Source organism: Bacteroides sp. AM54-2NS (genome assembly GCF_003602935.1).
Lineage (GTDB): Bacteria > Bacteroidota > Bacteroidia > Bacteroidales > Bacteroidaceae > Bacteroides > Bacteroides xylanisolvens.
Window position 1 is genome coordinate 1 of the sequence record NZ_QTMZ01000060.1, and the last position, 25,487, is coordinate 25,487.

The following is a 25,487-nucleotide window of genomic DNA, read 5'->3' on the forward strand; positions in this document are numbered from 1 at the left end:
ACGTGGGTCTGCCCTCAAAGCGACAGCGCTTACAATCGTTCTAATGTTACATTTCGAGGGAAACATTGTACAGGAACGGTAGGTTGTAGTTGTTCGGGATTCTCTCCCATCACCAATGGAGATGTATGGCAACAAGCATACTGCAAGCATTGTGGACACAAAAAGAGTTGTCATAAATAGAAGGGTATTATAAGGCTATGACATAAAGAGGTGGGGGCTTGATGTTCCTGCCTCTCGTCATAAGAATTATTCATCATATTAAAACGAACGATTATGAAGCGGTTTAAGAACAATGAGACCATTGAGGTCTTGGGAGCATCTTTCAATGGTGTGAAAGAAATGATAGAACACGCAAGGAAGCGAATGCCAAAGGATGGTGTGTATGTGGGCGAAGACTCACAACTCTATCCTTGCTTTGACAGCGAGGACTATATGTATGAGAATCGTTATTTTACCAATCTGGTTTTCGCTAAAAGCCTAGAGGAGATAGACGAGAAACTACGCATACTGAATCAGGTGGAAAGACATGGTAACTACAATAAGCTGAATTGCGAACTTCATCCAATGGCTTATTGGCAGGGCGATATATGTCATGATGTGCTGTTGACAGAAATGGGAGATGAGCGATGACGACAATTTGTATAATTGAATAATATGAAGATACATTACGCTACAATCAGTGAAACGGGAAAGCGTCAGAACAATGAAGACGCTTTCCGTATCGTAAATGGTGAGGACGGTAACCGTTGGTTGGCAGTGGTCTGCGATGGCATGGGAGGTCACGCCATGGGAGAAGTGGCAAGCGAGACCGTTTCAGATGCCATTGTGGATTACTGGAAAAAACATACGGACGAGCCTGACAGTAAGACAAAGGTGGAAAAGGCCTGCGCCCATGCCATGAGGGCACTTGACAAGAAAGCCAACTCGTTAAACCATTGCCAAATGGGAACGACGATGGTGATGGCAAGCATTGAGGGCGACACCGTGACCATTACCCATGTGGGTGACAGCAGATGCTATTTGCAGCGTCCTAATGAAGGGCTGCTCTACCAGACGAAGGACCATGTGCGTTTGGATTATGGCTGGGAGGTCATTGACCGTTGCTTTTTCTCCTATCATCATGAGGCAGATGTCCCGGACATAGTACAGTTCAAATTGAAGGCAGGCGACAGAATGTTGCTTTGCTCCGATGGCTTGTACAAAAGCATGGCTCCAGACATTCTGTTGGCAAGGATGATGGATGAAAAGCCGCTTGCCGACATTCTTGATGTTTATGATTTCATGTGCGAAAAGCAGGGCGATGACAACTATACGGCAGTCTTGATTGAGGTAAAAGAATAAGATAGGACAGATAGTATGAAATGGTTTGGTATTATTGCCATGACATTGTTGATGACAATGACTGGCTGCAAGAAAGAAATGGGAACGCAGTATCGTGGATGCTTTGAGAATGACGATGCCGTCAGTCTCAAAGACATAATCGATATTTATGACAAATACGCAAGTGCGAAGGAAGACAGCACGGACTTTGACCTCTTTGCTGCCTTCTATGGACAGGATGCGGCAGACAATGTTCTCGAATACGAGATTGTGAGTGATACGGCATTCGCCCTGCAATTGCCGGAATATGCCGCAAGCAAACAACCGTTTCTTTCCAATGCAGAGGTGTTCTACAACTCTTGCCTGTTGGCTTTCAACGTGTGGAGCAATCACGAGTTGTGGCTGAGAGGATGTGATGGTTTTGAACTTGCTGAAGAAAAAGACGTTGTTGCCGGCATCAAGGCTATTAGCGAAGATTGCATCAGGGACAAAGAACTCCGTAAGGCTGCCAAGATTTACAAGGACAGCATCGTCATTATGATGAAGCGTTCTCCAGAAGAATGGGGCGAAGACGAACATTCCATGGATCTGTTGATTGCCTTTGGCAACAAGATTGAAGCCAAGTCCTATCAGTATTTCACTGATGAGGGGAAGTTTGTCGATTCCTTGAATGCCATGACCAAGGAACTGACTGATGCGACAAAGCCAACTCTTGAACTATACAAGCAGGTTGAGGCAGACAAAAGAGTGGAAATGATGCTGACTAGCTTGAATGACTGTTCCACTTTTGACGAGCAATGCTCCCTGTTCCTAAATTGGGCAGACAGTCCGGAAGCAGATCTTGAAGACGAGTGGATTGTGGCTGTGGCGGAGAAGCTAATGGACAGCGGCAAATACAACCCTTGTCTTAACAACATTTGGATTATATGGCGATGTCTGTATCAATATTGCTATGGCGGAATATCCCGTGATTCATCCATTCCCAACAGCATCTATAACGATATGCGCAAGAAATGCTATCAGACCTGTCTGAAGAGGATTGAGAAAAATCCTAATGATGTTTTTGCCATGAACTGTGCGGCAGCAATTGGGGGCAGGGTGAACATCAACCGCTTCGGACAGAATATGTTTGGCAATGAAGCTGTGATAGAGAAGCACACCTACTTATCCGGTCGTGACGATAAGGAGGATAAAGAAAGTGAAGAAGCTGAAGATTAAAGAAAGATAATGATTATGAGACAGAGTAAACGAATGACAATGGTTTTGGCATTGCTCCTCTCGGTGATTGGAGCTGATGTCTTTGCACAGAAGGGGGCGGATTCGGTCTGGGTAGATTCCGTTGAAGTGGATTCCGTGGCACTTGCCGAAGAGTTTAAATCGGATTATGACTCGGAAGAAGACAAGGCGAGGATGGACAGTTTGATCCAGTCACGTTACGTCATCGTCTCCATGAATGGGAAGTATGGTATCTATGACCGTGAGAAGAACGACAGTGTCACGGCTGTGGATATGGAATACATCGAGTATTCCCACTATTTCCAACCAGAAGACGGTATGTGCTTCTGCTATTTCTACTATGAGAAAGGGCTGCAATGCGGAAAAATCGGCATCAATATGAATGACAACACGAAAATGGAAGCGTTTGCCGACAATCCAAGACTCGTGGGGAAAGTGGAAGACTTTCCTGCCATAGACTCATTGATTTCGGCGAGGAGTTATGACGTGCTGAGTGAATGCATGGCGGCTATTGATGGAATCCAAGGACAGGTGTCGGTCATTGACGTAAGGACAGGTGATGTCTTGACATGGGGAGCATTGGAGAATGTAGAGGGTGACATTGTGTATGCTCCTCTTCTTAAAAGGTTTTGCAGTTCGGAAACATATATGCCTTTCGTGGCTGCCGACTGCCTCGCCCAGTCAAAAACATCTTTGGAGGACAGCGTCGATACAGGATAAGGTATTTTTGTGTTGAACGACAGCGTGCGGATAAGAGACCATAATTGGCGCAGAGGTGGTTACGGAATGTTGACATACAGACAGGTTCTGCTCAACAAGTCGAGAATTGGAATGTATCACGCCATGATGACCTTGCCTGACGGCATGGATTATTGGAAGTACGCTACTGACCAGACAAAGAACACCAATGCGTTGGAACTGGCTACGGTGTTCAACAATATCTTCCATTTGGATTCCGTGAACGTCTCTGCGGAAAGACGCGGCAATATCCGTGCAATTGCCATCGGAATGTTCAAGGAAGAAGGCATACAACATAAGCGTGCACCGAAGGACTTGGAACTTGGAGGAGTATATAATGTGGCTGATGACGGAACGGAGCAGACATTCACGTTTGTAGGCTGCTTCCCTGCCAACAAGCCGAAGTATGCTGTCAGCATGGTCGTGCAGAGAAAGCATAAGCTGCCGGCATCGCCTGCAATGGTGTCAGACAAAGCGAATGAATTGATTGAGTGGTTAAACAAAAAGTAAATACGAATATAATGAAGCAAAAAGTATTTTGGCTTGATTTGGCCGTCTGTTCTTTATGGCTGTTTGTTGCATTGGCAAACTGTAGTTGGTGGTCATTACCAACTCATTTTCTTATGGTAGTCACAGTCGTGATGAGAATCATTCTCTCCTTCACCCTTTATCGTGGGGAGAAACGAAGTTGGATTCCATTGACAGTTTTCTCGGCTCTGTTTGCCTTGCTGTCTGTTGAGGGACCGGTTATGAGGACAACGGGTGATTTCGCTGATTTGCCGTTTGTCGTTATGGGTATAAACAATGACCACTTGACCCATAACATTATAAAATGCATATTGTTGGCATGGCTATTCTTGGGACCGATAGCTGTATATATTGTTGGACTTATCAGGAAAACAATGAAGTCATCTACCTTGACTTGGAAGGATGCTTTGGGAGCGATTCTCTGGAAGGACAAAGGGACAAAGGCCTATTGCCAACTGATGTTGATTGCCATCTGTGCGTTATATGCAGGGCTTGCCATGGACATGAGAATGTGTCGTTTCGCTTGTGTCGTCCTGCCGCCTCTCAGTCTATATCTGATTGCCAGATATATGACTTCCTGTAAAGATACAACAGAGAAGAATCCTGTTGTCGGCAAACTTTGGATGATGGTAGCTGCTATGGTACTATTCTTCTATGCCCAACGCTATGCCGGGATGTGGCGCGTGTGGATGCTCGTTGCCAGTATAGCAATGGTTGCTTACGTATGTTGGCGCACTTTTGGTAAGCTAGGATTGGCAGGAATAAGCATATTGGCTACCGTATATTTGGGAATACTCCTCCCAACCTTGGCAATTGGTTATAATCAATACGCCTGTATAGAATATGGTCGCCGAGGGTTATATACGTTGGAACCATTGAGAGGCATTTTCTATATCAAGGACACTAATACGGACAAGGTCGGCTTGCGGGACAGATACGGCATACTTGTCGAACCTATATATGACAACATTGTTCATAATTCACGCAATCGCCCATTGGGAATCTATGAACTAAGAAATAACGGATGCTATACTTTGTATAATGTATATCAAAACAAAATGATGACATCAAATATCAGCGACCCGAATCTACAGGACAGTATCTGTCAAATACTTGATAAATATTGTGACAGGAATGCTTATGGTCACAGAGACAGGTTGGAAATACGTGTTACCAATAAGTTCAAGGCGGAGATTCCTCTTTCTCACGTCAAGATGACGAGAAACGGAATTAACTCATACTATGATTACTCAGACCAACCGTATATATCGGAAGACTCGGTGACTCTTCGTTCCGGGGAGTTTGCAACCGACTCTGTTGTGCGCTATGGTGACACTTTTCATGTACTCCATTACTCCTATGACGTGAAGCGTGACAGCACGGTATTATACAATATTGACCTGAAGACCGCAAGACAAAGTACACCACAACATGAGGAGTTGAATGAGTTGGCAAAGAGCATAGAAACACTATTGAAGCAATGAGTTAAACCGAAGCAAGATGAAGAACCTGATAATGCTTTTCATTGCTTTCATCACCCTTATAGGTTGTGGGGGCGGCCACCAGCAGGAAGAGAATACTTCTGAATGGGGTGACAGTATAGCCACGATAAACAACACGGCTTACTATTGGCTGCAATTAGCAGACGACTCTGCACGGATTTCAGCAGTCAGAGACAACCAGTTGGTAACTGAGTGTGTCGTTAGAGGACCAGTATATGGCGCAAGGCAATATGATGACGGAGAAATATACATCCTCTGCGGTCAAAACCAAATCACTTGGTTTGATGTCAGAAACATCCCAAGCGAAATAGATTTGATGACCGATGAGGATTTGGATAACTATGATCAGTCGCAAGAAAATGCTGATGCAATAATCGATATAGGCATGTGATATGAACGCAAGCATCCGACTGTTTCTAACTTATAGAAAACGTCGGTCTATTGTGATAGAAAACAGGTTACTACAGCATCTTTTACTACTCCAAGAAGTAATGTGACTGAAAAATCGAATTGAAAAATGGAAGAAAATTATATGGCTACCACACGGAATGGACACGAACTGAAGGATATGTACAATCCAGAAACTAACACGCTGGATATACGTTCCAATGGTTTGTACCCATCCAATGTGCTCAGCAATTTGTGCAGCAACGGTTTCCGCCTCGACGGAATGGTGTGCAGCAGTATGGAGGGTTTCTTGCAATCTCTGAAGAGGAAGGAACTCGACAAGCAGCGGCAGATATGCAGCATGAAGGGCGGCAATGCTCGGAAAATGAGCGTCACATCGTGGCAGACTGACCAGATTGTGTGGTGGAAGGGGCAGGCAATAGACCGCCAAAGCGAAGAGTATCAGCGAATCATACGCCGTGCCTATCAGGCGATGTTTGAACAGAGTGAACGGTTTCGTGCCGCACTGATGCAGACTCGTGGCATCAAACTCGTTCATACAAGCGGTGAGCCGAGTTCCTATAAAACGATACTTACTCCTGCTGAATTCTGCGACATCTTGATGAACATGCGCGACAGCTATGACCTTCGGGATAAGACAAAGGAACTGGAGGAGAAGTCTATCCGAAGGAAGAAACTCATGTATCTTCATGGCTTCGGCTCGTCGGCTGCCAGCGGAACGGTAAAGACTCTACGAGAGCTGTTGTCAGACTTTGATGTCGTTGCTCCCGACATACCCGTTGACCCTGCCGAGGCTCTGCCCTTCTTGCGAGGGCTGTGTATGAACGAAGTGCCGGATGTCGTCGTAGGCACCAGCATGGGAGGCATGTATGCACAGCAGATGCGTGGATATAACCGCATCTGTGTGAATCCCGCTTTCGAGATGTCGAAGAAGAGCAAGATGCTCACGGTTGGCACACATGAATACTTCAAGCCGAGAAAGGATGGTACTACTCATTTTGAGATTACCCCAGAAATCATCCACAACCATGCGGAGATGGAAGAGCATCAGTTTGAAGGGATTACCGAGGCCGACCGCAAGCAGGTATGGGGGATGTTTGCCGACAACGACCAGCAGGTGAATGGAGAATCTTTGTTCCTGCAATACTATAATCAAGTAATCCACTTCAGTGGCGAGCACCGTATGGATGACAGGGTAATAGAGGACGTTCTTGTACCGCTGATTTATAGATGTGTCGCAAAATGAACAACAGAATATTTGACATCATATTGCTGTGTGCGCTATCCCTGATATTGGGAAGCTGCAAGAAGAGTACCCCTGTATCTACATCAACAACAGAGCAGAAATCTGTTGTGCCTGTTGTTTGTGTATATACGTTGGGCGCAGTCAATGTAGATTTACAGCGTGCCATGATGGATTCTTTAAGAGTTCATTATCCCAAATGCAGAATGGCCGGTAATATTCACTTGCCCGACTCTGCCCTTACCACTAAAAGGAATGACCACAAACGATATAGGGCTGATGTACTGAACAAGGTGCTATGTCATTATAAGTCTGATTCAACTATTGTCGTTGGACTTACGCAGGCGGATATCGGACTTGATAATTTCAGAGGTCGTGCCCATAGCGGAATTATGGGACTTGCCAGCGGTATAGGGACAGGTGTGGCGGTATTCTCGTCCTATCGTCCTCATGGCAACGGGCAGTTGTTTAGCGTAATGCTCCACGAATTAGGTCATGCCCAAGGCTTGCGGCATTGTCCTGATATAAAATGTATGATGCAGAATGCCAAAGGTGGTAATCCTTTCCGCAAAACAAACGTATTCTGCGACAAATGTAAGAAATATATGGAATCCAAACACTGGAAGCTATAATACCTTTTATAGGAGAAATAATAAGTAGAACATATGTTAGTGATACATCCAAAAGACAAAACCACGGCGATGCTTTCAGCCCTATATGATGGGCTGGAAGCACAAGTCGTTGCCGACTACCGCACAACCAAGGAGATGGGGCGTTTGTTGCATCATGTCTCTACACAGGAGCGCATCATGTTGCTGGGGCATGGCTCAGACAAAGGACTGTTCTTTCGTGCGGATGACAGCAAGGACGAGTTCGACAAGATAATCGTGAGCCATTCCCACGCTTATCATCTGCGCAAGCATGGAGGCAACATTGTGGCTGTGTGGTGCAATGCCGACCAGTTTGCCCGTGCAGAAGGCTTGCATGGTTTGTTTACGGGGATGATAGTTTCAGAGTTAAATGAGGCTCTTTTATATCAGGTAAAGACGACGCAAGAGGAACTTAATCGTGAGAATGTGAAGTTGGCCCGTAGGCTGAGAGCATTGATTGATGAAAGAATCCCCCTGAGCGAGATACCTAAACGTATGCTGGCAATGGATGATGTCCACTCACCCTTGACCACATTCAATTACAAGAATTTCTACTATTTATGAGGATTAATGAGATGAAGATCAAGAATCTATTTTTTGCCATATATGACCAGTTGACTCGCAAAGGTGCTTGGAGAAACATCTTCGTGACGCACAACGCCTTCGGCATTTTCAGCCGATATAGCCATACGGCACGAGGAAGCGGCAAGCAAAAGATGTCTTACCCTACGAAAGCTGTTGCTTTGAGGGCTGCCAAGGCAATGAGCGAGAAGCATGGTGTGCATTTCTCCGTCTATAAATGCGCGTGGTGCGATGGGTGGCATGTGGGAAAGAATGCCCAAAACAAGGTCGTCCATGAGAACAAATCTGAGGCGAACAACCTTTCAGTTGTCAACAAGCCCAATGCTCTGTATGAGGCATTGATGCGATACCCCATTGTTGACCTTGCCCCTGTCTATGACAAAGGAGTGAGAGGCAGGACTATGTCGGGACGTGGCAGCAACTGGTTGTTGGCAAAGGTGCGTGATGCCGGTGTAAAGGTCATCATTGACCTCCGCACGGCTGACCATACCGACCGCTACGACCGCAATGTGGTAGAGGCTGGCCTGGAATACCACAGTCTGCCCATCGACAGCAGGAACACGGACGTGCATCAGATTATTAGCTCGCTTCCGCTGCTGTTCGAGTTGATGGACAAGGGTGGCTTCTATATTGCCTGTGCTATGGGCAGACACCGCACGGACATTGCCATTGCGCTTTACTATGTGATGCACCCTTCCGTTCCGTTTGAAGAGGTGCCGGAGATGAGAGGGCATCGCTATGTGGAGAAAAAGGAGTTCCGCTGTGATGACATTGCCGCAAGGCTCAACAGCATTATCAAGCAATCACTCCCGACGAGCTTGCCATGCTAGGGTTGCCCGCAGACTATGAGGCAGAGTTTCTGAGACGTAAAAAGCATTTGTTTGATGTAAACCGTATTTTTGAATGAACATGAACTACAAGATTTGCTTTGTATGCACAGGCAATGCCTGTCGGTCACCATTCGCAGAATGTGTGACGAAGAAACTCTTGGCAGACGCAGGAATGAATGGCATCGAAGTATTCTCACTTGGTACATTGGACTGTGGAGAGTATCCTCGTGATGCTGCCATGGTGGATGTGGCGAAGGAATTGGGATATGATTTAAGTGGTACGACCACGGTTATGACACGTGAGAAACTGATGGCAGCTGATGCGGTCATTGTGTTTGACGAGCGTCACCGTGATGCCATAACACGAGTATTGGACTATAGCTATTGGAACAAAATCGTTCTGTTCAACAAGATGGCATTTGATGAAGACGGCAATGTGGAAGACCCTCATTACCAGACTGCAGCTGTATATCATCGTGTGGCTAAACACATTGAAAACGGTTGTAAACGATTGGTAGAGCAGTGGAAACTACAGCCACCAAAGCCTAAAGATTGAAGATTGCATGAATGCAATGATAATATCCCTTGGCTAATGTGGCAAACAGGCACAATAGACCAAAGGGATATTTTTTTTCAGCAGAAAGTAGGGATAGATGATAGAGAATGGTTACAAATGCCACTCTCTTATCATAGAAGTAAAACAAAACAGTGGAGGATAGAAAGATGCATACGTCAGAAGCCGAGAAAGATTGGTTGCGCCGCATCTGCGGAGGACAGCCGGTGACAGAACAGCAGACAGCCCCTGCAAAGGAGGCTGAGCACAAGCCTGTAGCAGAGAAGAAAGCCAATGGTCATGGATTTGGAGACATTGCCGGCATGAACGAGCTGAAGGAGTTTGTGACCGAGGGATTTATCAACGTACTGAAGAACGCAAGTGTGCCGAGGTATATGGCATCAAGCCTCCCTCCATGCTCTTTTATGGTCCTGCAGGTTGCGGCAAGACGTTCTTTGCCGAGAAGATGGCCGAGGAGATAGGCATCAACTTCATGAAGATCGTGCCTGATGACCTCGCCTGTACATGGGTACATGGAACACAACAGAAGATAGGCGAAGTATTCAAGGATGCGGAGAAGAAAGCACCCACACTGCTGTTCTTCGACGAGTTTGATGCCATGGTGCCCAAACGCTCCGGTGACGAGGCAAACCAACACTATGACAGTGAGGTCAACGAGTTTCTCTGTATGCTCAACAATGCCTCCGAACGTGGTGTATATGTCCTTGCCGCGACCAACCATCCTGAACGCATCGACAAGGCTGTGCTACGGACAGGACGTATCGACGAGATGGTGTATATAGACATGCCCGACAAGGAAGCCCGCAAGAGTCTGTTCACGTTGGCACTCTCCAAACTTCCCTCGGATGAGGGGATAGACATCAACAGACTGGCAGAGCTGAGCGAAGGTTATAACTGCAGCGACATCAGTTACATAGTGAGGTCGGCGGCAAGAAAGATGTTCAATGCCACTATCAAGGGCTGCACAGACGAGTACCAGCCTATCAGCCAGGCTCTGCTCGAAGAAGTCATTTCCAAGAAGCGTCCTTCTGTCAGTGGCAGAGACCTGCGGGAATTCGAGCGAGTGAGGAGTGAGTTCTCTCCAAAGGATGAGGGCTGTCGCCACGCCACTATAGGTTTTAGATGAATAATAATCAAATTTTTGTCATGTACTTAAAAGTTGTTTATAAAATGTTGTAAATATTAATATTTTGATTGTTTATTACGAAAACTTGCGCAAATAATAAAATAGGAATATATTTGCATACGACATCAGACAACATATAAAGAATTAATGTTTAATTTTAAAATATAATATTTATGAGTGAATTAGGTTTGGTATTGCTCTTGTTGGCAGGTTTTGCTCAAGGGTCTTTTGGCTTAGGTATGAAGAAACAGTCTCCATTGTCATGGGAGTCGTTCTGGTTGATTTATTCATTGTTTGCTATGCTTGTCGTTCCTTTTGTATGGGGATACGCAGGTTTTGATTCCTTCATGGAGTCAATATTAATGACAGATTCGAAAGTAATTATGACATCACTGCTTTTAGGCTTTTTGTGGGGTATTGGTGGAATTTTATTTGGAATGAGTGTCTCTTATGTTGGAATATCTATAACCAATGGGGTAGTAATGGGATTGGCCGGAGGTCTTGGAGCCATAATTCCTTTGTTTGGCATAGAAGGGGCTACTCATCAGCCGTCGTTTATTTATGTGATATTAGGAGTGGCTATAATGTTGGTTGGCGTGGCTCTTTCGGCATATTCCGGAATTCTTCGTGAAAAAGAACAGAATGTAGGTTCCTCAAAGGTGAATAACAGTCAGAAATCATCTTTGGTAAAGGGACTCGTAATTGTTGTATCGTCAGGTATTCTTTCTTCTCTTCTTAATGTAGGTTTCGAAGCTGCGATACCGATTATTGACAATGCGAAATCTTTGGGTGCTACGTATTCGGCTTCTTCTATACCGGCAAGGGCTGTGGTTGTTTTTGGAGGATTATTGATGAATGCGGGTTATGCCATCTTTCTGTTATGTAAGAATAAGACTTGGGGTGATTTTAGTTTTAAACAACAAGGAAGTATCACGGCTTCAGTATGGGCTGTAATTACAGGTTTTTTGTGGTTCTTGCCTTTAGGTTTAAGTGGAATTGTCTCGGTTTCTATAGGTGAACTTGGAAATGTTATAACATGGCCGGTAATGTTGTCGTTATCATTAATATTTGGTAATATATGGGGGTATCTGACAGGTGAATGGAAAAACACCAAACACTCGTTTCTATTGATGATAGTTGCTTCTGTCATATTGATTGCAGCTTGTATGATATTGACTTTTAAAGATAGTTTTATAAATTAATAAATTCCAAAGTTATGAAAATAAAAGATATAGAAGTCTTTTTGTTGTCCGACCAATTGGATGAGGCTTTTTATTTCTCGCAGTTTAGTTATTCTTCACGTTTGATTTGTATTGTAAAGGTTACAACCGAAAGTGGTTTAGTAGGATGGGGCGAGGGATACGGCCCGGCAAATATAATCAAGAGTGGAATAGAATTTTTAAAACCTTTGGTGGTTGGAAAATCTCCATTGGATAGCGATATAATTTGGTCTGATATGTTCAGACGTTCTATAGATTATGCAAGGAAAGGAATTTTGCTTTCTGCCATAAGTGCTATTGACGTTGCAATTTGGGATTTGAAAGGAAAAATTTTAAAGCAGCCTGTTTCTACTTTGTTAGGTGGAAGATATAGAGAGAAGGTCCAGGTTTATGCAACAGGTTTGTATTTCACGGAAAGTATGAAAGACCGAATGTGTGAAGCATTGGCTGAAGAAGCTTTGATGTACAAAGAGCAAGGTTATTCAGCCGTCAAAATGAAAGTCGGACTTGGAATAGAAAAAGATATCCAGAATGTGTTGGCTGTTAAAAAGGCAATAGGAGATGATGTTAAACTGGCAATTGATGCCAATCATGCATATAATTTCCGTGAAGCGCTTCGCCTGTCGAAAGCTCTTGAACCGTATGATATAATGTGGTTTGAAGAACCTGTCTCTCCTGATGATTATATGGGATTCAAAGAGTTACACCGAAGAACTACTATTCCGTTGGCTGCCGGTGAATGTGAATTCAGGGCTGATGGATTTAAAACATTGTTGGATAATATGTGTGTAGATTATATACAACCTGAAACAGGAACTACGGGTGGTATTACTGAGGCAAAACGCATATCTGTTATTGCCGATACGCATCACGTAGAGATGACACCACATAATTGGGGTACAGGTATCATTATAGCTGCAAATCTCCACATTTCGTCAAATCTTAAATATGCACCGGGTCGTATGTTCGACAAAGAGCCGCTTTTGGAATTTGATCGCAGTCCTAACAGAATCCGTGAGGAATTGATTACTAAACCTCATGTGGCAGTGAATGGATATATAGATGTGCCGACAGGCTATGGATTGGGAATAGAAGTGGATGAAGATAAATTGAATTACTTTAAGTTGAATGATTAATTTAACCTTTATATAGTTATCATGAAAAAAAGATTATTATTATTAGCAATGTTGGCCCATACTTTGGGTTCTACAGTCTCTGCACAGCAGAATGCATATGTGGCAGCAACAGAGAATGCATATGTTAAAGCTCGTGGAGCCGATATGGGAGAAGTAAAATGGACAAAAGGTTTTTGGAAAGACCGTTTTGATATGGTAATGCCGAATCTTATTCCTGCCCAATACAAATATTTCATGGAATTTTCCGAATATAACTTCAAGATTTTGGCTGATGGAGCAGATGGCTCTAAAGGATTTAAAGGTACATATTGGCAGGATGGCGACTACTTTAAATGGCTTGAAGCGCAAATCGCTGTTTATGCAGTGACAAAAGACCCTGAACTATTGAAAGTTATTCAGGAAAAGGCTTCCCGTCTGGCACGTAGTGTGGCCGAGGATGGATATTTTACTACACATACTCAGATAGGTTTCGGTGTTACAGGTTCAGAACGTGCATGGAATAAGCCATTTAAGAATACTCAGAGATTTAAGGGACCAGGATTTCATGAAACATATAATATGGGTCATTTCCTGACATTGGCCTGTGTGCACTATCGTGTTACAAAAGATCGCACTTTGCTGGATGCAGCTATCAAAGTTGGTGATTTCCTGGATAAATATTTTGCAAAAATAACTCCTGAACTTGCTGACGTTGATTTCAACCCAACCCAAATTATGGGACTTATGGAATTATATCGTAGCACAGGCGAAAAACGATATTTGGATTGTGCAAACCGATTCATAACCGGTAGAGGAAATAAAAATGGTAAAACACAAAACCAGAACGATACAAAGCTTAGAAAAGAGCATCGTGCTGTAGGACATGCCGTTTTAGGTCCGGTATTGTATATAGGTGCCGCCGACTATGTAGCTGAAATAAATGACAAGGAACTACTTGTTGCCCTTGAAACAATCTGGAATGATATGTACAATAGAAAGGCTTCTTTTACGGGAGGCTTGGGTAATGTGCATAGAGGTGGTTCGGAAACTCCGCGAAATGCTACTGAATGTGTGCATGAAGCATTTGGTTTTCCATATCAGTTGCAAAATTCTACGGCATATAATGAAACATGTGCGACTTTTTATGGGGCATATTATAGTTGGCGTTTGTTTATGTTGACTGGAAATCCTATGTACTTGGATGTTATGGAGAAAGCGTTCTATAACAACTTGTCGTCCATGGGGCTTGACGGAAAGAGTTATTTCTATACGAACGTGTTGCGTTGGTATGGTAAGCAGCATCCGCTATTGTCGTTGGATTTTCATCAGAGATGGACTGAAGAATGCACTTGCGTTTGTTGTCCTACAAGCTTGGTGCGTTTCTTGGCTGAAACAAAAGATTATGCTTATGCGAAAGATGAAAATTCTCTTTTTGTGACTCTTTATGGAAGTAACGAAATAGACACAAAAATCAATGGCAAAAATGTCAGGTTTGAACAAGTTACAAATTATCCTTGGGATGATAAAATAGAAATGAATTACAAGGGTGACAAGAATGCTGAATTCTCATTGAAATTGCGTATTCCGGCATGGGCTATAGGAGCAACTCTTAAGGTAAATGGTATAGATATGCCTATCAATACTGGAGTATTTGCTGTGGTTAATCGTAAATGGAAGTCTGGTGACAAGGTAGAACTTGTATTGCCAATGAAACCTATATTGAACGAGGGTAATCCAAAAGTAGAAGAAGTACGCAATCAGCTTGCTGTCTCTTATGGACCTTTGACATATTGCGTGGAAGGAATAGATTTGCCTAATAAAGTCAAGATTGAAGATATTCTTCTGCCTGTAGATGCTAAATTTGACGTTAAATATGAAAAAGACCTTCTTGGCGGAGTAAAGACTCTTACCACAGATGCTTACGTACGTACAAAGAGATTTGATGAAAACAAGTTGTATGCTCCTTTGCAAACTGGATATAAGCCATTCAAATTGAAATTGATTCCTTATTATACATGGAGTAACCGTGGCGAACATGAAATGAGTGTATTTATACCTGCTAAATGGTAATATATAGTCCAGGTCGAAAGGAATATCCTTTTGACCTGGTTGGAAATAATATTTAACAAGATGATACAAATGAAAAATTCATATATTCTTTCTGCCATTTCTTTGATGTCTATACCTGCAATAACAACATATGCGGCAGAAAAAAAAGTTTTAGATCCTAAGCATCCGGAAAAGAAAAACGTAATTTTAATTCTTACCGATGATATGCGTTTTGATATGTTAAATTATGCAGGTGGCAAGGCTAAAACTCCCAATCTGGACGAATTGCGTAATTCGGGTACAGACTTTTCTAATGCTTGTACCGTGACAGGCCTGTCGTCGCCTTCAAGAGCTGCTTTGTTTACAGGACGCTTGGCTCATCGTACCGGTTTGAATGATAATCTTCACCTTTGGCATTGTAAGGATATGACTTTGCCCATTGAGCAGAGTACTATCTATGAATGGGCAAAGGATAAGAATTATAATGTGGGTTATTTCGGTAAATGGCATGTGGGCTATGTTACTCCTGATGTCCGTGGTGTCGACCAGTATGTAGGAAGTGCAAATGAATGTTTAAGGGTCAAGCCAAAACGGCCAAGTTTCGAGGCTATAGAAAGGTATTATGACAAAAAGGTCTTCAAGGATAAAGCAGATAGTCCTGAAAAACCGGATTATTACTGCACATTAAAGACTACATACGAAAAGAGTGAACCTAAGAAACAAGTTGATTTAGGTATTAAATTTTTGAACGAAGCCGTAAATGATGAGCGCCCGTTCTTTCTTACTGTAAGTTTCCATTATCCACATCCGCCATACAGGGTGCCGTCGCCATGGAATAAAATGTATGATTACAGGGATGTACAGCTTCCTCCTTCATACAGGAAAGATATGAAGAAAGGCCTTGAATATCAGTATTCCGTAATGTGGCCATGGATGGATTTAGGACATATGACAGAAAATGATTGGAAAAAGACCATAGCTTATTCCATGGGAATGGTAACGATGTTGGATCAAGCTTTGGGAGAACTATTCCAGACCATAAAAGATAAAGGCTTATGGGATAATACAATGATAGTTTTTGCATCCGATCAAGGCAGTATGCTGGCCGAACATGGATTGTATGATAAAGGTCCGTATGCCTATGATGGATTAATGAGAATCTCATTGCTTATGAAGGTGCCTGGGGCGAAACCAGAAGTGGTAAAACACCAAGTGTCTCTTATTGATATAAATCAAACGTTGGTAGAATATATGGGACTTCAGCCACGCCAGTCGAATCAAGATAGCCGTTCTTTGTTACCTTTGGTATACGATGGTGACGAGGCATGGAAGAATGTTCCGGATGAATCTTTCTTTTTCTACGAATATTATAACGGTCATTGGTTTGGCGAAAGGGCTATTCGTACCCCGGAATATAAATACTGTTTCAATCCGTGTGGCGATGATGAGCTTTATGATTTGAAAAACGACCCGCATGAAATGGTTAATCTTATAAATAAACCAGAATTGAAAAATGTTATTAAGGATTTGCGGGTTCGTCTTTACAAGCATTTAGTTAAGACGGAAGACGATCATGCTATTAAGCTTTTCCGCGATTATACAGGAATCGGCAGGGAAGATGAGTAATTTTAAAGATTATTTATATGAAAAATATAATTAGCAATACTACGTTAGGGATAGCGGCTTTTTTAGGAGTTTCCAATAATGTAATGGCTGCATCCAAATCGGTAAAATCATCGGCAGAAAGTAAAAGAATGAATATTGTAATGATGTTTGTTGATGACCTGGGATGGGCAGACCTTGGTTTACGTAATCCTCATTACAACACTCCGAATGTAGATCGCTTATTTGCTGATGGAATGAATTTCGAACGTGCATATGTCACACAGCCGGCATCCAGTCCAAGTAGAGCGTCGCTTATGACTGGTAAACAGCCGGTAAGATTCCAATTGGTGAGACATATTGACAATAAAGTGGCAGGTACCACCGAACCATATTCTTATTGGCCTGAAAACTCTCCGGAATTAAACGAGTATATGCCTTCGCGTAACTGGCTTCCTATGGAAGAAACAATTTTTCCTCAACTTATGAAAGAATGCGGATATTATAATATGTTTGTGGGAAAATGGCATTTGGGAGGACCTGAAGTATGGCCTGACAAGCGTGGGTATGACGAAGTTTATGGATTGTCCGATTTTGGAAATGTTTCAAATTATTATGCTCCATTTTTCCGTATGCGTGGTGCTGACACAACGAAAAAAATAGCCAAAAATGGAGACTATATTACAGATTTTCTAACAGATAAGGCTGTCAGCATGATAGAAAATTACGACCGCGACCAACCGTTCATGCTTTCAATGCATTATTATAATGTTCACAGTCCTAATATCGGAAGAAAAGATCTGTTCGATAAATATAAAGCGAAAGGAATGACAGACATTCAAGCAAACTATGCAGCGCAGATTGAGGCAGTTGATGAGTCTGTAGGCAGGATAAGGAAGGCGATTAAGGACCGTGGAATAGAAGATAATACTATAGTTATATATTTCTCTGATCAAGGAGGACTATATTCGAATTATCCTCTTCGCGGATGTAAATTGATAGATGATACAATGGCAGAAGGAGGAATCAGGGTGCCTCTTGCCATTTATTATCCGGGAGTTACTAAAAAAGGTAGTGTTTGCCAAACCCCAGTGCAGGCTTTGGATTTCTTCCCTACATTCATGGAAATAGCCACAGGAAAGAAATATAAGAACAAGGAGCTTGACGGCGAAAGCATTATGCCTCTTTTGAAAGGAAAAAAGATGAAAGAACGTAATCTTTATTTTTTCCGTGCATATAATACAGACCAGTATGCTGCTATTATCAACGGTGATTGGAAACTGATAAAATATCATTCAGGTAAATATCAGTTATATAATCTTCGTGACGATATAAGTGAGACTACAGATTTGCAGAATGTTTATCCCGAACGTTTCGAAAAAATGAAAAAAGATTTAAGAAACTGGGAGACTAATGTTGTTCCCGAATATGAAAATGATTATAGAAAACGTATAAATTATTGATTATGGATTTTGGTGTAAAAAAAATGTATATAGGCGGACGCTTGTGTGAGAGCGTTGCCGGAACGCAGAAGGAGATTATTAGCCCTGCAACAGGCGAATGTATTGCAAAACTTTGTGTAGCGTCAAAGGAAGATACCGAATTGGCTTTGCAGGAAGCACAGAAAGGTTTTGAATATTGGTCAAAATTGTCTTTGTCCGAAAGAAACGAGTGGATTGCCAAATTGCGTAATGCCGTTATCGCACATAAAGACGAACTTCATTATGCTGTGATGTATGAAATGGGAAAGACATGGGAATCGGCAGACGAAGATATTGACATGATAGTTGATGCACTTGAATATTATCCCAACGAGATGTTAAGAATGCGTTCGCAGGTATTGCCCGATTTGCAGGGGTCGCATACCAATATCCTTGTTCACGAACCAAGAGGTGTGGTTTGTGCCATGTTGGCATGGAACTTCCCGATTTTGAATGTGGCATATAAAGTGGCACCGGCAATAGCGGCAGGATGTTCCATAATAATCCGTCCGTCTATTGATTCTCCTGTTTCAGCCTACTTGTTTGGGGAGATTTGTGCTGAAATAAATTTCCCGGCAGGTGTCATTAACGTTCTTACAGGTTCAAGTAAGGATACAAGCATTCCTATGTCAGAGAGCCTTATCCCAAGAGTTCTTACCATGATTGGTTCGAGTGCCACAGGAAAGAAACTTGTAGCGCAGTCTGCAACATCTATCAAAAAATTAGGCCTCGAACTCGGCGGAAATGCTCCTGCATTGATTTTCGATGATTGTGACATGGATAAAGCAGTAAATACAATGGTTGGACTAAAATTCAACAACAGTGGCCAGGTTTGTGTTACGCCTAATCGTATTTTTGTGCAGTCATCTATTTATGACGAATTTATGTCGCGTTTCACGGAAAAAACTAAAGCTATCAAGGTCGGCTTTGGTAAAGATAAAGGTATAAATATGGGACCTGTCATCAATGTTAAGGCTCGTGAACGCATAATGGAATTGATAGACGATGCTGTAAGCAAGGGAGCCAAAAAGTCTCTTGGAGGAATACCGGAAGGTATGCCTGAAAGAACAAGCTATCTGAATCCTACGATTCTTGAAAATGTAACTCCTGATATGCGTTGTTTCAACGAAGAGATGTTTGGTCCTGTTGCTACCATCATCAAGTTCAATACGGAAGAAGATCTTGACCCTATGGTGAATGTTCCAGATGCAGGTCTCGCTTCGTATGTGTTTACAAACAGTCTTGAAAGGGTACAGAAATATTCTAAATTTATAGAATGTGGTGAAGTTCAGGTCAATGGTGTCAAGTATGGTATAAATTTACCACATGGAGGTATGAAAGACAGTGGATTGGGACATGATTGCTCGCATCTTGCACTTGAAGATTATCTGTACATTAAACGTATTTCAATAGCACTTTAATTATAATTTATGAGAAAGTTACACCATTTTGGCATACCGGTAACAAATCCGGTAGATGGTGAAACTCACAATGATGAGCTTCATCTTTTCTGTACTGATGTGGCAGCGAGTCCAAATAAGATTGAATTTTTACGTTTTGAAAAGGGGTGTCCGTTTCCCGAACTTGTTCAGACAATGCCGCATATCGCATACGAAGTAGAGTCCATGGACGAAGAACTTAAGGATGCTAAACTTATTTATGGTCCTTTTATTCCTGTTCCTGGGATGACTGTTGCTTTTATCGAGGAAGAAGGGATACCTGTAAAATTAGATTATTTTTCATGAATAGATTAATATAAAGACACTATGACTGTAAATTATATAAAACAAAAAATGAATGATGGCCACGCAGTATTGGGCCCATTCTTGAAAATGAATGATCCTGCTCTTATTGAACAGGCGGCTTTGGCAGGTTTTGATTTTTGTATTATAGATATGGAGCATGGACCAATCAGTTTTGAGTCTGCCCAGAATCTTATCCGTGCTGCAGAGCTTCATGGAATGAGTCCGATAATTCGTACCACCGATGCAAGTGATGAGAATATCCTTCGTGCGCTCGATTTGGGAGCGCATGGCGTGGAAGTTCCACAAGTAAACAGCAAAGAGTCGGCTCAAGCCGTAGTTAGTGCATCTAAATATTTTCCGGAAGGGACAAGAGGGGTGTGCCGTTATACACGTGCTGCCGAATATACTCATGTAGAAAAAAGTAAACATTTCAAGTTGTCTAATGAACGTACCATGGTATTGGTACATATTGAAGGACTGGAAGGAATCAATAATCTGGATGAAATCTTGATGTGAAAGGCCTTGATGTAATATTCCTCGGCCCTTACGATTTGTCCCAGTCTTGCGGAGTTCCGGGCGATGTCACAAACCCTATAGTAGTAGAAAAAATGAAGGAAGCTGTAAAGAAAGCTGCTGCCAAGGGGGTTAAAGTAGGTACATTTGTAGAGTCGGCTGAGAATGCAAAATTTTGGCGTAATCAGGGTGTGTTGTATATAGCCTATTCTGTAGATTGCGGAATTTATTTCAATGCTTGTAAGAATATTGTTGATAGTGTAAACAAATAGTATCATGAAAGACAAAATATTTCCATTCCTTTCATTGGTTGTTTCGTGTGCATATGCATCAGAAAAACCAAATCTTATTGTCATACAAACCGATGAACATACCATCAATACATTGGGATGTTACAGGAGATTGGTTGGCGATATAAACGATTCTCCATGGGGTAAGAATGTTGTTCAGACACCTAATATAGACAGGCTGGCAAAAGAAGGAGCCATCTGTACCAGGTATTATGCTTCATCTCCTGTTTCTACTCCTTCAAGAGCATCTTTCCAGACAGGACTTTATCCTGTATCTACAGGATGTCCGATTAACGATATGCCTATGAATCCAAATTTGATTACATATGCTGAAATGTTGAAACGTGACGGCTATCAGACTTCATACGTTGGAAAATGGCATTTGGGCGGTGTTCCCAATATTGGTCGTCCATATTTTGAACCAGGATACAACTTCGGATATATGGATCGTACTTATATGTTCAATGATGGTCACTGGAAATATTTTGAAATTGTAAAACAACCCAATAAAATCCGTTCGTATTGGTCGGGCCCGGTTAAACCTGGATTTATCCATGTTACGGAGTATCTCACCGACAGGTGTCTTGAATTGCTTGAACGCGACAAGAATAAACCTTTCTATATGATGTTATCCATTCCGGATCCTCATTCTCCAGATATAGCGAGCGAGGAATATCTTCAGAAATATATCAATCTTGATTATGAAGCTCCGGAAACGATGGTCACAAATGATACTGACCAACGTCCGCGTTGGGCCAGGGGTGGACAATACAATGTAAACAAGGATAAGTTTGACAAGAAAGCGTTGGCAAACTATTTTGCCATGGTGGAATGTGTAGACGATAACGTTGGCCGTATTTTGGATTTTCTTGATAAAAATAATCTGACTGACAATACTATAGTTGTTTTTACTGCCGATCATGGGGATATGCTTTATGAGCATAGCCGAGTAAACAAAGGACTTCCTTATGAATCGTCTGCCAGAATTCCGTTTGTTATACGCTATCCTGAAAAGATAATTCCTGGCAAGATTGTCAATACTGTATATACATGTGTAGATTTTGCTCCAACCATTCTTGGATTGATGGGAGTGAAACAGATTCCTGGTTTGCAAGAGGGTATCAATGATGCCCAGGCATTTACAAACAAGGAAAAGAATGTCAAACAAGACAGAATAGTTTATACTACAGCCTCTCCGTTTAACGATTGGACGATGGCTACGGACGGACGGTATAAATTAGTCCTTTCTTGCAGGGAAACTCCTTGGTTGTTCGATCTTGAGGTCGACCCGGATGAGATGAAAAATTTCTATAATAATCCTAAATACAAGGAGATAGCTGACAGAATGCAAAAAGAACTTATCAGACAGATGAAATTATACAAAGAACCAGCTTTGTCAATCGGTTTACCATATCTTTATAAATCTACTGATAAGGTAAATTATAATCCTGCTAAATATAAGTCTAAAGTACAGCCCAATGCATTGCTGCCTATGATACATACGATTGAGAAAGTGTGTATGCGTCCATTGAAATAAAATTCTATTATTTAAACTTTGCAAGTCTAACTTATACTTTGCAAGTTGACAAGAAGACAAGTTGACAAGGTTTCATTTCATCAAAATATACAGATGGGAAAGCTATTTTTGCAATATGTAAAAATAGTATCTGTATGGGAAACCTTGTTGGCTTGTCAATCAACTATTAAGTGCCCCACTTGCAAAATCTTGATTATATTATAAAAAGATAATTACCATGAAAAGACATTTATTTTCAGGCCTTTTCCTTTTGTTTTCGTTTGGGATGGGAGCATATGCATCTCAAGAAAAATATGTGAGTTTCAATGATAATTGGTTATTTACTTTGTCGGATTCTCATGATTATTCATTGACTACATACAATCCTGAGGTTGGAGGCAGTTGGATCTCCCTCATGACTGGACAATAGAAAAACCATTTGACAAGAATCTCGAAGGATGTACGGCATTTACTCCCGGTGGTATAGGATGGTATTCTAAGATTTTCAAAACTGAAATCAGTGAAAACCAGAAATGTTATATCATCTTCGATGGCGTGTATAACAATGCGGATTTTTGGATAAACGGTATGCGTTTGGGAAACCATCCTTATGGATATGCCCCCATTTGGTATGATTTGACGGATTTTATTGAACCGGAAAATGGAATTAACAGATTGTCGGTAAGGGTAGACCATAGTAGATATGCCGATTCCAGATGGTATACCGGTTCTGGTATTTACCGTAATGTGAAAATGTTGATTACGGATAAATTGCATATTCCTGTTTGGGGAACATTCATTACGACTCCCGTAATTAATAAAGAATCAGCTTCTGTTAATATTCGTGTAGATGTGGAAAATGATTATTCTGAAGCTAAATCGGGTAGAGTATATACTGACATTTATGATGCGGATAATAAAAAAGTAGCCACAGTGAGCACAGCTTTTAATCTTGCTTCAGGCGAAAAGGTTACCCTCAATCAGGACGTAGAACTATTCGATCCCAAACTTTGGGATATAGATTCTCCATATCTCTATATCGCTAAAACATATATAGTTAGTGGCAATGAAACGATAGGAAATCGCGAGACCAGATTTGGAGTAAGGACTATACATTTTGATAAGGACAAAGGTTTTTTCCTTAATGGAAAGAATATGAAAGTAAAAGGTGTATGTTTGCATCATGATGCTGGTATCGTAGGAACTGCCGTTCCGAAAGATGTATGGAAACGTCGTCTTGCCATACTTAAAGCTGGAGGTTGTAATGCTATCAGGACAGCTCACAATCCTGCTTCGGATGAATTCCTCGATTTGTGCGACGAAATGGGCTTTCTTGTTCAAAATGAGTTTTACGATGAATGGGATTTGCCAAAAGATAAAAGATATAATATGCACGATAAAGAAGTAGATTATATTACCAGAGGACATTCTGAACATTTCCAGCAATGGGCAGAGATTGATTTAAAGAACGTAATGCGTTCTTCGCGCAATCATCCTTGCATATTCCAGTGGAGTATTGGAAACGAGATTGAATGGACATATCCAGGTAATAGATCTGCAACAGGATTGTTTGGCAATACGGATAGGAACGATAAGATGGACTGGACTTTATGGCGTACTCCCGTACCACCAAATTCTCCGGAAGTTGTACGTGAGTTTTGGCGTAATTATCCACGTCAGACTTTCAGTATAGGAAAAACGGCTGCAAAATTAGCCAAATGGTCACGCGAGATGGATACCACACGTTATGTAATAGCCAATCTTATTCTTCCTACTTCAAGTTTTGAAACAGGATATACCGATGTATTGGATATTGCAGGTTTCAGTTACAAACCAGCGCAATATGACTATTTGCGAGAAAAATATCCAAATAAAATTATGATGGGTACCGAGAATGTCCCTAGATGGTACGAATGGAAAGCTTGTATCGAAAGAGATTATATAGCAGGAGTTTTCTTATGGACAGGTGTCGATTATTTGGGTGAACGCCGTGCACAGCAATGGCCTCAGAAAGCTACGCCTGAAGGACCTTTGGACTTGGCAGGATTTCCGCGTGGATCGTATTATCAGTTTAAGTCGTTTTGGACTGATGAACCGGTTATTGCGATATATACTCAAACAGCTAAACTTTCAATTTTTAAGAAAGATGCAGATGGCAATGTTGTTGAGAAGAAAAAAGATTACTGGAAATTGGCTCCAAGAGTATGGCAAAATGTTAATCCGCACTGGAATTACAGCGAAGGCGAGAAAATCATAGTGGAGATTTACTCTAATTGCGATGAAATTGAACTTTTCCAAAATGGAAAGTCATTGGGAAAACAAAGTTTGAAAGATCAGGAAGACAGAATCTTCAAATGGGCAACAGATTATTCAAAAGGTAAACTCACGGCAGTAGGTACTTATAAAGGAAAGAAAGTAAAAGAAACTCTTGAAACCGTTGATGAGGCGTATTCTATTAAACTCGTTCCAGACCGAAAGATGATGACGGCCAATAATACAGATGTGCTCCATGTTGTGGCTCAGCTTGTAGACAAGAAAGGTAGAGAGGTCAAGAATGTAGACGACGAGATAAAGTTCACTATTTCAGGTGATTATCGATTCCTTGGAACAGACTGTGGAAAGACAGAGAAAATGGATTCATTTAAGAAAAAAATGGTAAAAACGGAATTTGGACGTTGTCTTTTGATGATACAGTCCACCAAGACTCCTTCTGACATAACTATAACAGCTACAAATGAGTCTGGTAGTTTAAAGTCTAAACCATTGGTTATACCGGTAAAAGAATTTAATTGATTTTTATGATATTTGCCTTAAGAAATAATTATGTTAACATTCAAGTTTGCGGTTTTATTTATTCTTTTGGAAGTTTAAACTAAGGCATAATAAATAAAAACAGTTTCTAATCGTTTTCTGCTTCTAAGTATTTGTAAGTTGCGGTAAAAACAGAAGATTTGAGTATGACATGATATCTTTATAGATGGTCGGTTAGTGATACTTGAAATAAATAATGTTTAAATGATCACTGTATAACAGAGAATGTGAATTCCCGTCAGGAGATGAGCATTCTCTGTTATTGTTTTATTATTTAACTATTCCAATAATAAATGTTAATAATCTATTTTTCATCTATTAATAGTTTGTATGTAATATAATTATTTATACTTTTGCTATTGTCGTCAGACAACATATGTTATATTCTTTAGGTAAAAAGTGAATTGA

At 41.5% G+C, this 25,487-nt stretch carries 24 protein-coding genes and 1 pseudogene; all 25 read left to right on the forward strand.

The window, feature by feature from the left end; all coding sequences use genetic code 11:
• The coding region (locus tag DXA05_RS28075) for a hypothetical protein (RefSeq protein WP_284515668.1) at positions 1 to 180 on the forward strand (180 nt) is incomplete at its 5' end.
• 93 nt (positions 181 to 273) lie between these two features.
• Positions 274 to 630: a hypothetical protein gene (locus DXA05_RS23050; RefSeq protein WP_004320199.1), complete on the forward strand. Its 357-nt coding sequence runs from the start codon at positions 274 to 276 to the stop codon at positions 628 to 630.
• A 24-nt stretch (positions 631 to 654) separates the two neighbouring features.
• A complete protein-coding gene (locus tag DXA05_RS23055) occupies positions 655 to 1,341 on the forward strand; it encodes a protein phosphatase 2C domain-containing protein (protein ID WP_004320197.1) in 687 nt (228 codons plus the stop codon).
• A 15-nt stretch (positions 1,342 to 1,356) separates the two neighbouring features.
• Positions 1,357 to 2,538: a hypothetical protein gene (locus tag DXA05_RS23060; RefSeq protein WP_004320194.1), complete on the forward strand. Its 1,182-nt coding sequence runs from the start codon at positions 1,357 to 1,359 to the stop codon at positions 2,536 to 2,538.
• A gap of 15 nt (positions 2,539 to 2,553) precedes the next feature.
• Entirely contained in the window at positions 2,554 to 3,276 is a 723-nt protein-coding gene (locus DXA05_RS23065) for a hypothetical protein (RefSeq protein WP_128859669.1), read from the forward strand.
• 12 nt (positions 3,277 to 3,288) lie between these two features.
• Positions 3,289 to 3,804 carry a hypothetical protein gene (locus tag DXA05_RS23070; protein WP_128859670.1) on the forward strand — a complete coding sequence of 172 codons (516 nt, stop codon included), beginning with the start codon at positions 3,289 to 3,291 and terminating at the stop codon, positions 3,802 to 3,804.
• An 11-nt stretch (positions 3,805 to 3,815) separates the two neighbouring features.
• Positions 3,816 to 5,306, forward strand: coding sequence for a hypothetical protein (locus DXA05_RS23075; RefSeq protein WP_004320190.1), 1,491 nt, complete (start codon positions 3,816 to 3,818; stop codon positions 5,304 to 5,306).
• 16 nt (positions 5,307 to 5,322) lie between these two features.
• A complete protein-coding gene (locus DXA05_RS23080; RefSeq protein WP_004320187.1) occupies positions 5,323 to 5,715 on the forward strand; it encodes a hypothetical protein in 393 nt (130 codons plus the stop codon).
• A 126-nt stretch (positions 5,716 to 5,841) separates the two neighbouring features.
• Complete coding sequence (locus DXA05_RS23085; RefSeq protein ID WP_004320185.1) at positions 5,842 to 6,978, forward strand: YqiA/YcfP family alpha/beta fold hydrolase; 1,137 nt, start codon at positions 5,842 to 5,844, stop codon at positions 6,976 to 6,978.
• Positions 6,975 to 7,607: a matrixin family metalloprotease gene (locus DXA05_RS23090; RefSeq protein ID WP_004320183.1), complete on the forward strand. Its 633-nt coding sequence runs from the start codon at positions 6,975 to 6,977 to the stop codon at positions 7,605 to 7,607. Before DXA05_RS23085 ends, DXA05_RS23090 begins: the two co-directional genes overlap by 4 nt.
• Before the next feature lie 39 nt (positions 7,608 to 7,646).
• Positions 7,647 to 8,189, forward strand: coding sequence for a hypothetical protein (locus DXA05_RS23095; RefSeq protein WP_128859671.1), 543 nt, complete (start codon positions 7,647 to 7,649; stop codon positions 8,187 to 8,189).
• A 356-nt stretch (positions 8,190 to 8,545) separates the two neighbouring features.
• Positions 8,546 to 9,037 (forward strand): hypothetical protein, encoded by a 492-nt coding sequence (locus DXA05_RS23100; RefSeq protein ID WP_128859672.1) that lies wholly within the window; start codon positions 8,546 to 8,548, stop codon positions 9,035 to 9,037.
• A 79-nt stretch (positions 9,038 to 9,116) separates the two neighbouring features.
• Positions 9,117 to 9,593, forward strand: a complete 477-nt coding sequence (locus DXA05_RS23105) for a hypothetical protein (RefSeq protein WP_085936339.1) — start codon at positions 9,117 to 9,119, stop codon at positions 9,591 to 9,593.
• 167 nt (positions 9,594 to 9,760) lie between these two features.
• The gene (locus tag DXA05_RS23110; RefSeq protein ID WP_128859673.1) at positions 9,761 to 10,072 is read left to right on the forward strand and encodes a hypothetical protein; all 312 of its coding nucleotides are present in this window, start codon (positions 9,761 to 9,763) and stop codon (positions 10,070 to 10,072) included.
• On the forward strand, positions 10,057 to 10,737 hold the full coding sequence (locus DXA05_RS23115) for an ATP-binding protein (protein ID WP_229119770.1): 681 nt from the start codon (positions 10,057 to 10,059) through the stop codon (positions 10,735 to 10,737). Before DXA05_RS23110 ends, DXA05_RS23115 begins: the two co-directional genes overlap by 16 nt.
• Before the next feature lie 173 nt (positions 10,738 to 10,910).
• A complete protein-coding gene (locus DXA05_RS23120) occupies positions 10,911 to 11,939 on the forward strand; it encodes an L-rhamnose/proton symporter RhaT (RefSeq protein WP_004320169.1) in 1,029 nt (342 codons plus the stop codon).
• Positions 11,940 to 11,953: 14 nt separating this feature from the next.
• Positions 11,954 to 13,093, forward strand: a complete 1,140-nt coding sequence (locus DXA05_RS23125) for a mandelate racemase/muconate lactonizing enzyme family protein (RefSeq protein ID WP_060451231.1) — start codon at positions 11,954 to 11,956, stop codon at positions 13,091 to 13,093.
• A gap of 21 nt (positions 13,094 to 13,114) precedes the next feature.
• Positions 13,115 to 15,142: a beta-L-arabinofuranosidase domain-containing protein gene (locus DXA05_RS23130; protein WP_044917879.1), complete on the forward strand. Its 2,028-nt coding sequence runs from the start codon at positions 13,115 to 13,117 to the stop codon at positions 15,140 to 15,142.
• Between the two features lie 69 nt (positions 15,143 to 15,211).
• Positions 15,212 to 16,747, forward strand: a complete 1,536-nt coding sequence (locus DXA05_RS23135; RefSeq protein WP_072066941.1) for a sulfatase-like hydrolase/transferase — start codon at positions 15,212 to 15,214, stop codon at positions 16,745 to 16,747.
• Between the two features lie 17 nt (positions 16,748 to 16,764).
• Positions 16,765 to 18,186: a sulfatase gene (locus DXA05_RS23140; protein ID WP_004320160.1), complete on the forward strand. Its 1,422-nt coding sequence runs from the start codon at positions 16,765 to 16,767 to the stop codon at positions 18,184 to 18,186.
• Between the two features lie 2 nt (positions 18,187 to 18,188).
• Positions 18,189 to 19,625 carry an aldehyde dehydrogenase family protein gene (locus DXA05_RS23145; protein ID WP_004320159.1) on the forward strand — a complete coding sequence of 479 codons (1,437 nt, stop codon included), beginning with the start codon at positions 18,189 to 18,191 and terminating at the stop codon, positions 19,623 to 19,625.
• A 9-nt stretch (positions 19,626 to 19,634) separates the two neighbouring features.
• Complete coding sequence (locus DXA05_RS23150; protein WP_004320157.1) at positions 19,635 to 19,949, forward strand: hypothetical protein; 315 nt, start codon at positions 19,635 to 19,637, stop codon at positions 19,947 to 19,949.
• An 87-nt stretch (positions 19,950 to 20,036) separates the two neighbouring features.
• A pseudogene (locus DXA05_RS23155) lies at positions 20,037 to 20,734 on the forward strand (aldolase/citrate lyase family protein).
• A gap of 4 nt (positions 20,735 to 20,738) precedes the next feature.
• On the forward strand, positions 20,739 to 22,289 hold the full coding sequence (locus DXA05_RS23160; protein ID WP_004320154.1) for a sulfatase-like hydrolase/transferase: 1,551 nt from the start codon (positions 20,739 to 20,741) through the stop codon (positions 22,287 to 22,289).
• Positions 22,290 to 22,670: 381 nt separating this feature from the next.
• A complete protein-coding gene (locus DXA05_RS23165) occupies positions 22,671 to 25,061 on the forward strand; it encodes a glycoside hydrolase family 2 TIM barrel-domain containing protein (RefSeq protein ID WP_284515669.1) in 2,391 nt (796 codons plus the stop codon).
• The last annotated feature ends 426 nt before the right edge of the window (positions 25,062 to 25,487 follow it).

Excerpts from the sequence above, each read along its gene's own strand:
- DXA05_RS23050 (WP_004320199.1), top strand. The coding sequence starts at position 274 with ATGAAGCGGTTTAAGAACAATGAGACCATTGAGGTCTTGGGAGCATCT.
- DXA05_RS23055 (WP_004320197.1), top strand. The coding sequence starts at position 655 with ATGAAGATACATTACGCTACAATCAGTGAAACGGGAAAGCGTCAGAAC.
- DXA05_RS23060 (WP_004320194.1), top strand. The coding sequence starts at position 1,357 with ATGAAATGGTTTGGTATTATTGCCATGACATTGTTGATGACAATGACT.
- DXA05_RS23065 (WP_128859669.1), top strand. The coding sequence starts at position 2,554 with ATGAGACAGAGTAAACGAATGACAATGGTTTTGGCATTGCTCCTCTCG.
- DXA05_RS23075 (WP_004320190.1), top strand. The coding sequence starts at position 3,816 with ATGAAGCAAAAAGTATTTTGGCTTGATTTGGCCGTCTGTTCTTTATGG.
- DXA05_RS23080 (WP_004320187.1), top strand. The coding sequence starts at position 5,323 with ATGAAGAACCTGATAATGCTTTTCATTGCTTTCATCACCCTTATAGGT.
- DXA05_RS23085 (WP_004320185.1), top strand. The coding sequence starts at position 5,842 with ATGGAAGAAAATTATATGGCTACCACACGGAATGGACACGAACTGAAG.
- DXA05_RS23090 (WP_004320183.1), top strand. The coding sequence starts at position 6,975 with ATGAACAACAGAATATTTGACATCATATTGCTGTGTGCGCTATCCCTG.
- DXA05_RS23105 (WP_085936339.1), top strand. The coding sequence starts at position 9,117 with ATGAACTACAAGATTTGCTTTGTATGCACAGGCAATGCCTGTCGGTCA.
- DXA05_RS23110 (WP_128859673.1), top strand. The coding sequence starts at position 9,761 with ATGCATACGTCAGAAGCCGAGAAAGATTGGTTGCGCCGCATCTGCGGA.
- DXA05_RS23115 (WP_229119770.1), top strand. The coding sequence starts at position 10,057 with ATGGCCGAGGAGATAGGCATCAACTTCATGAAGATCGTGCCTGATGAC.
- DXA05_RS23120 (WP_004320169.1), top strand. The coding sequence starts at position 10,911 with ATGAGTGAATTAGGTTTGGTATTGCTCTTGTTGGCAGGTTTTGCTCAA.
- DXA05_RS23125 (WP_060451231.1), top strand. The coding sequence starts at position 11,954 with ATGAAAATAAAAGATATAGAAGTCTTTTTGTTGTCCGACCAATTGGAT.
- DXA05_RS23130 (WP_044917879.1), top strand. The coding sequence starts at position 13,115 with ATGAAAAAAAGATTATTATTATTAGCAATGTTGGCCCATACTTTGGGT.
- DXA05_RS23135 (WP_072066941.1), top strand. The coding sequence starts at position 15,212 with ATGAAAAATTCATATATTCTTTCTGCCATTTCTTTGATGTCTATACCT.
- DXA05_RS23140 (WP_004320160.1), top strand. The coding sequence starts at position 16,765 with ATGAAAAATATAATTAGCAATACTACGTTAGGGATAGCGGCTTTTTTA.
- DXA05_RS23145 (WP_004320159.1), top strand. The coding sequence starts at position 18,189 with ATGGATTTTGGTGTAAAAAAAATGTATATAGGCGGACGCTTGTGTGAG.
- DXA05_RS23150 (WP_004320157.1), top strand. The coding sequence starts at position 19,635 with ATGAGAAAGTTACACCATTTTGGCATACCGGTAACAAATCCGGTAGAT.
- DXA05_RS23160 (WP_004320154.1), top strand. The coding sequence starts at position 20,739 with ATGAAAGACAAAATATTTCCATTCCTTTCATTGGTTGTTTCGTGTGCA.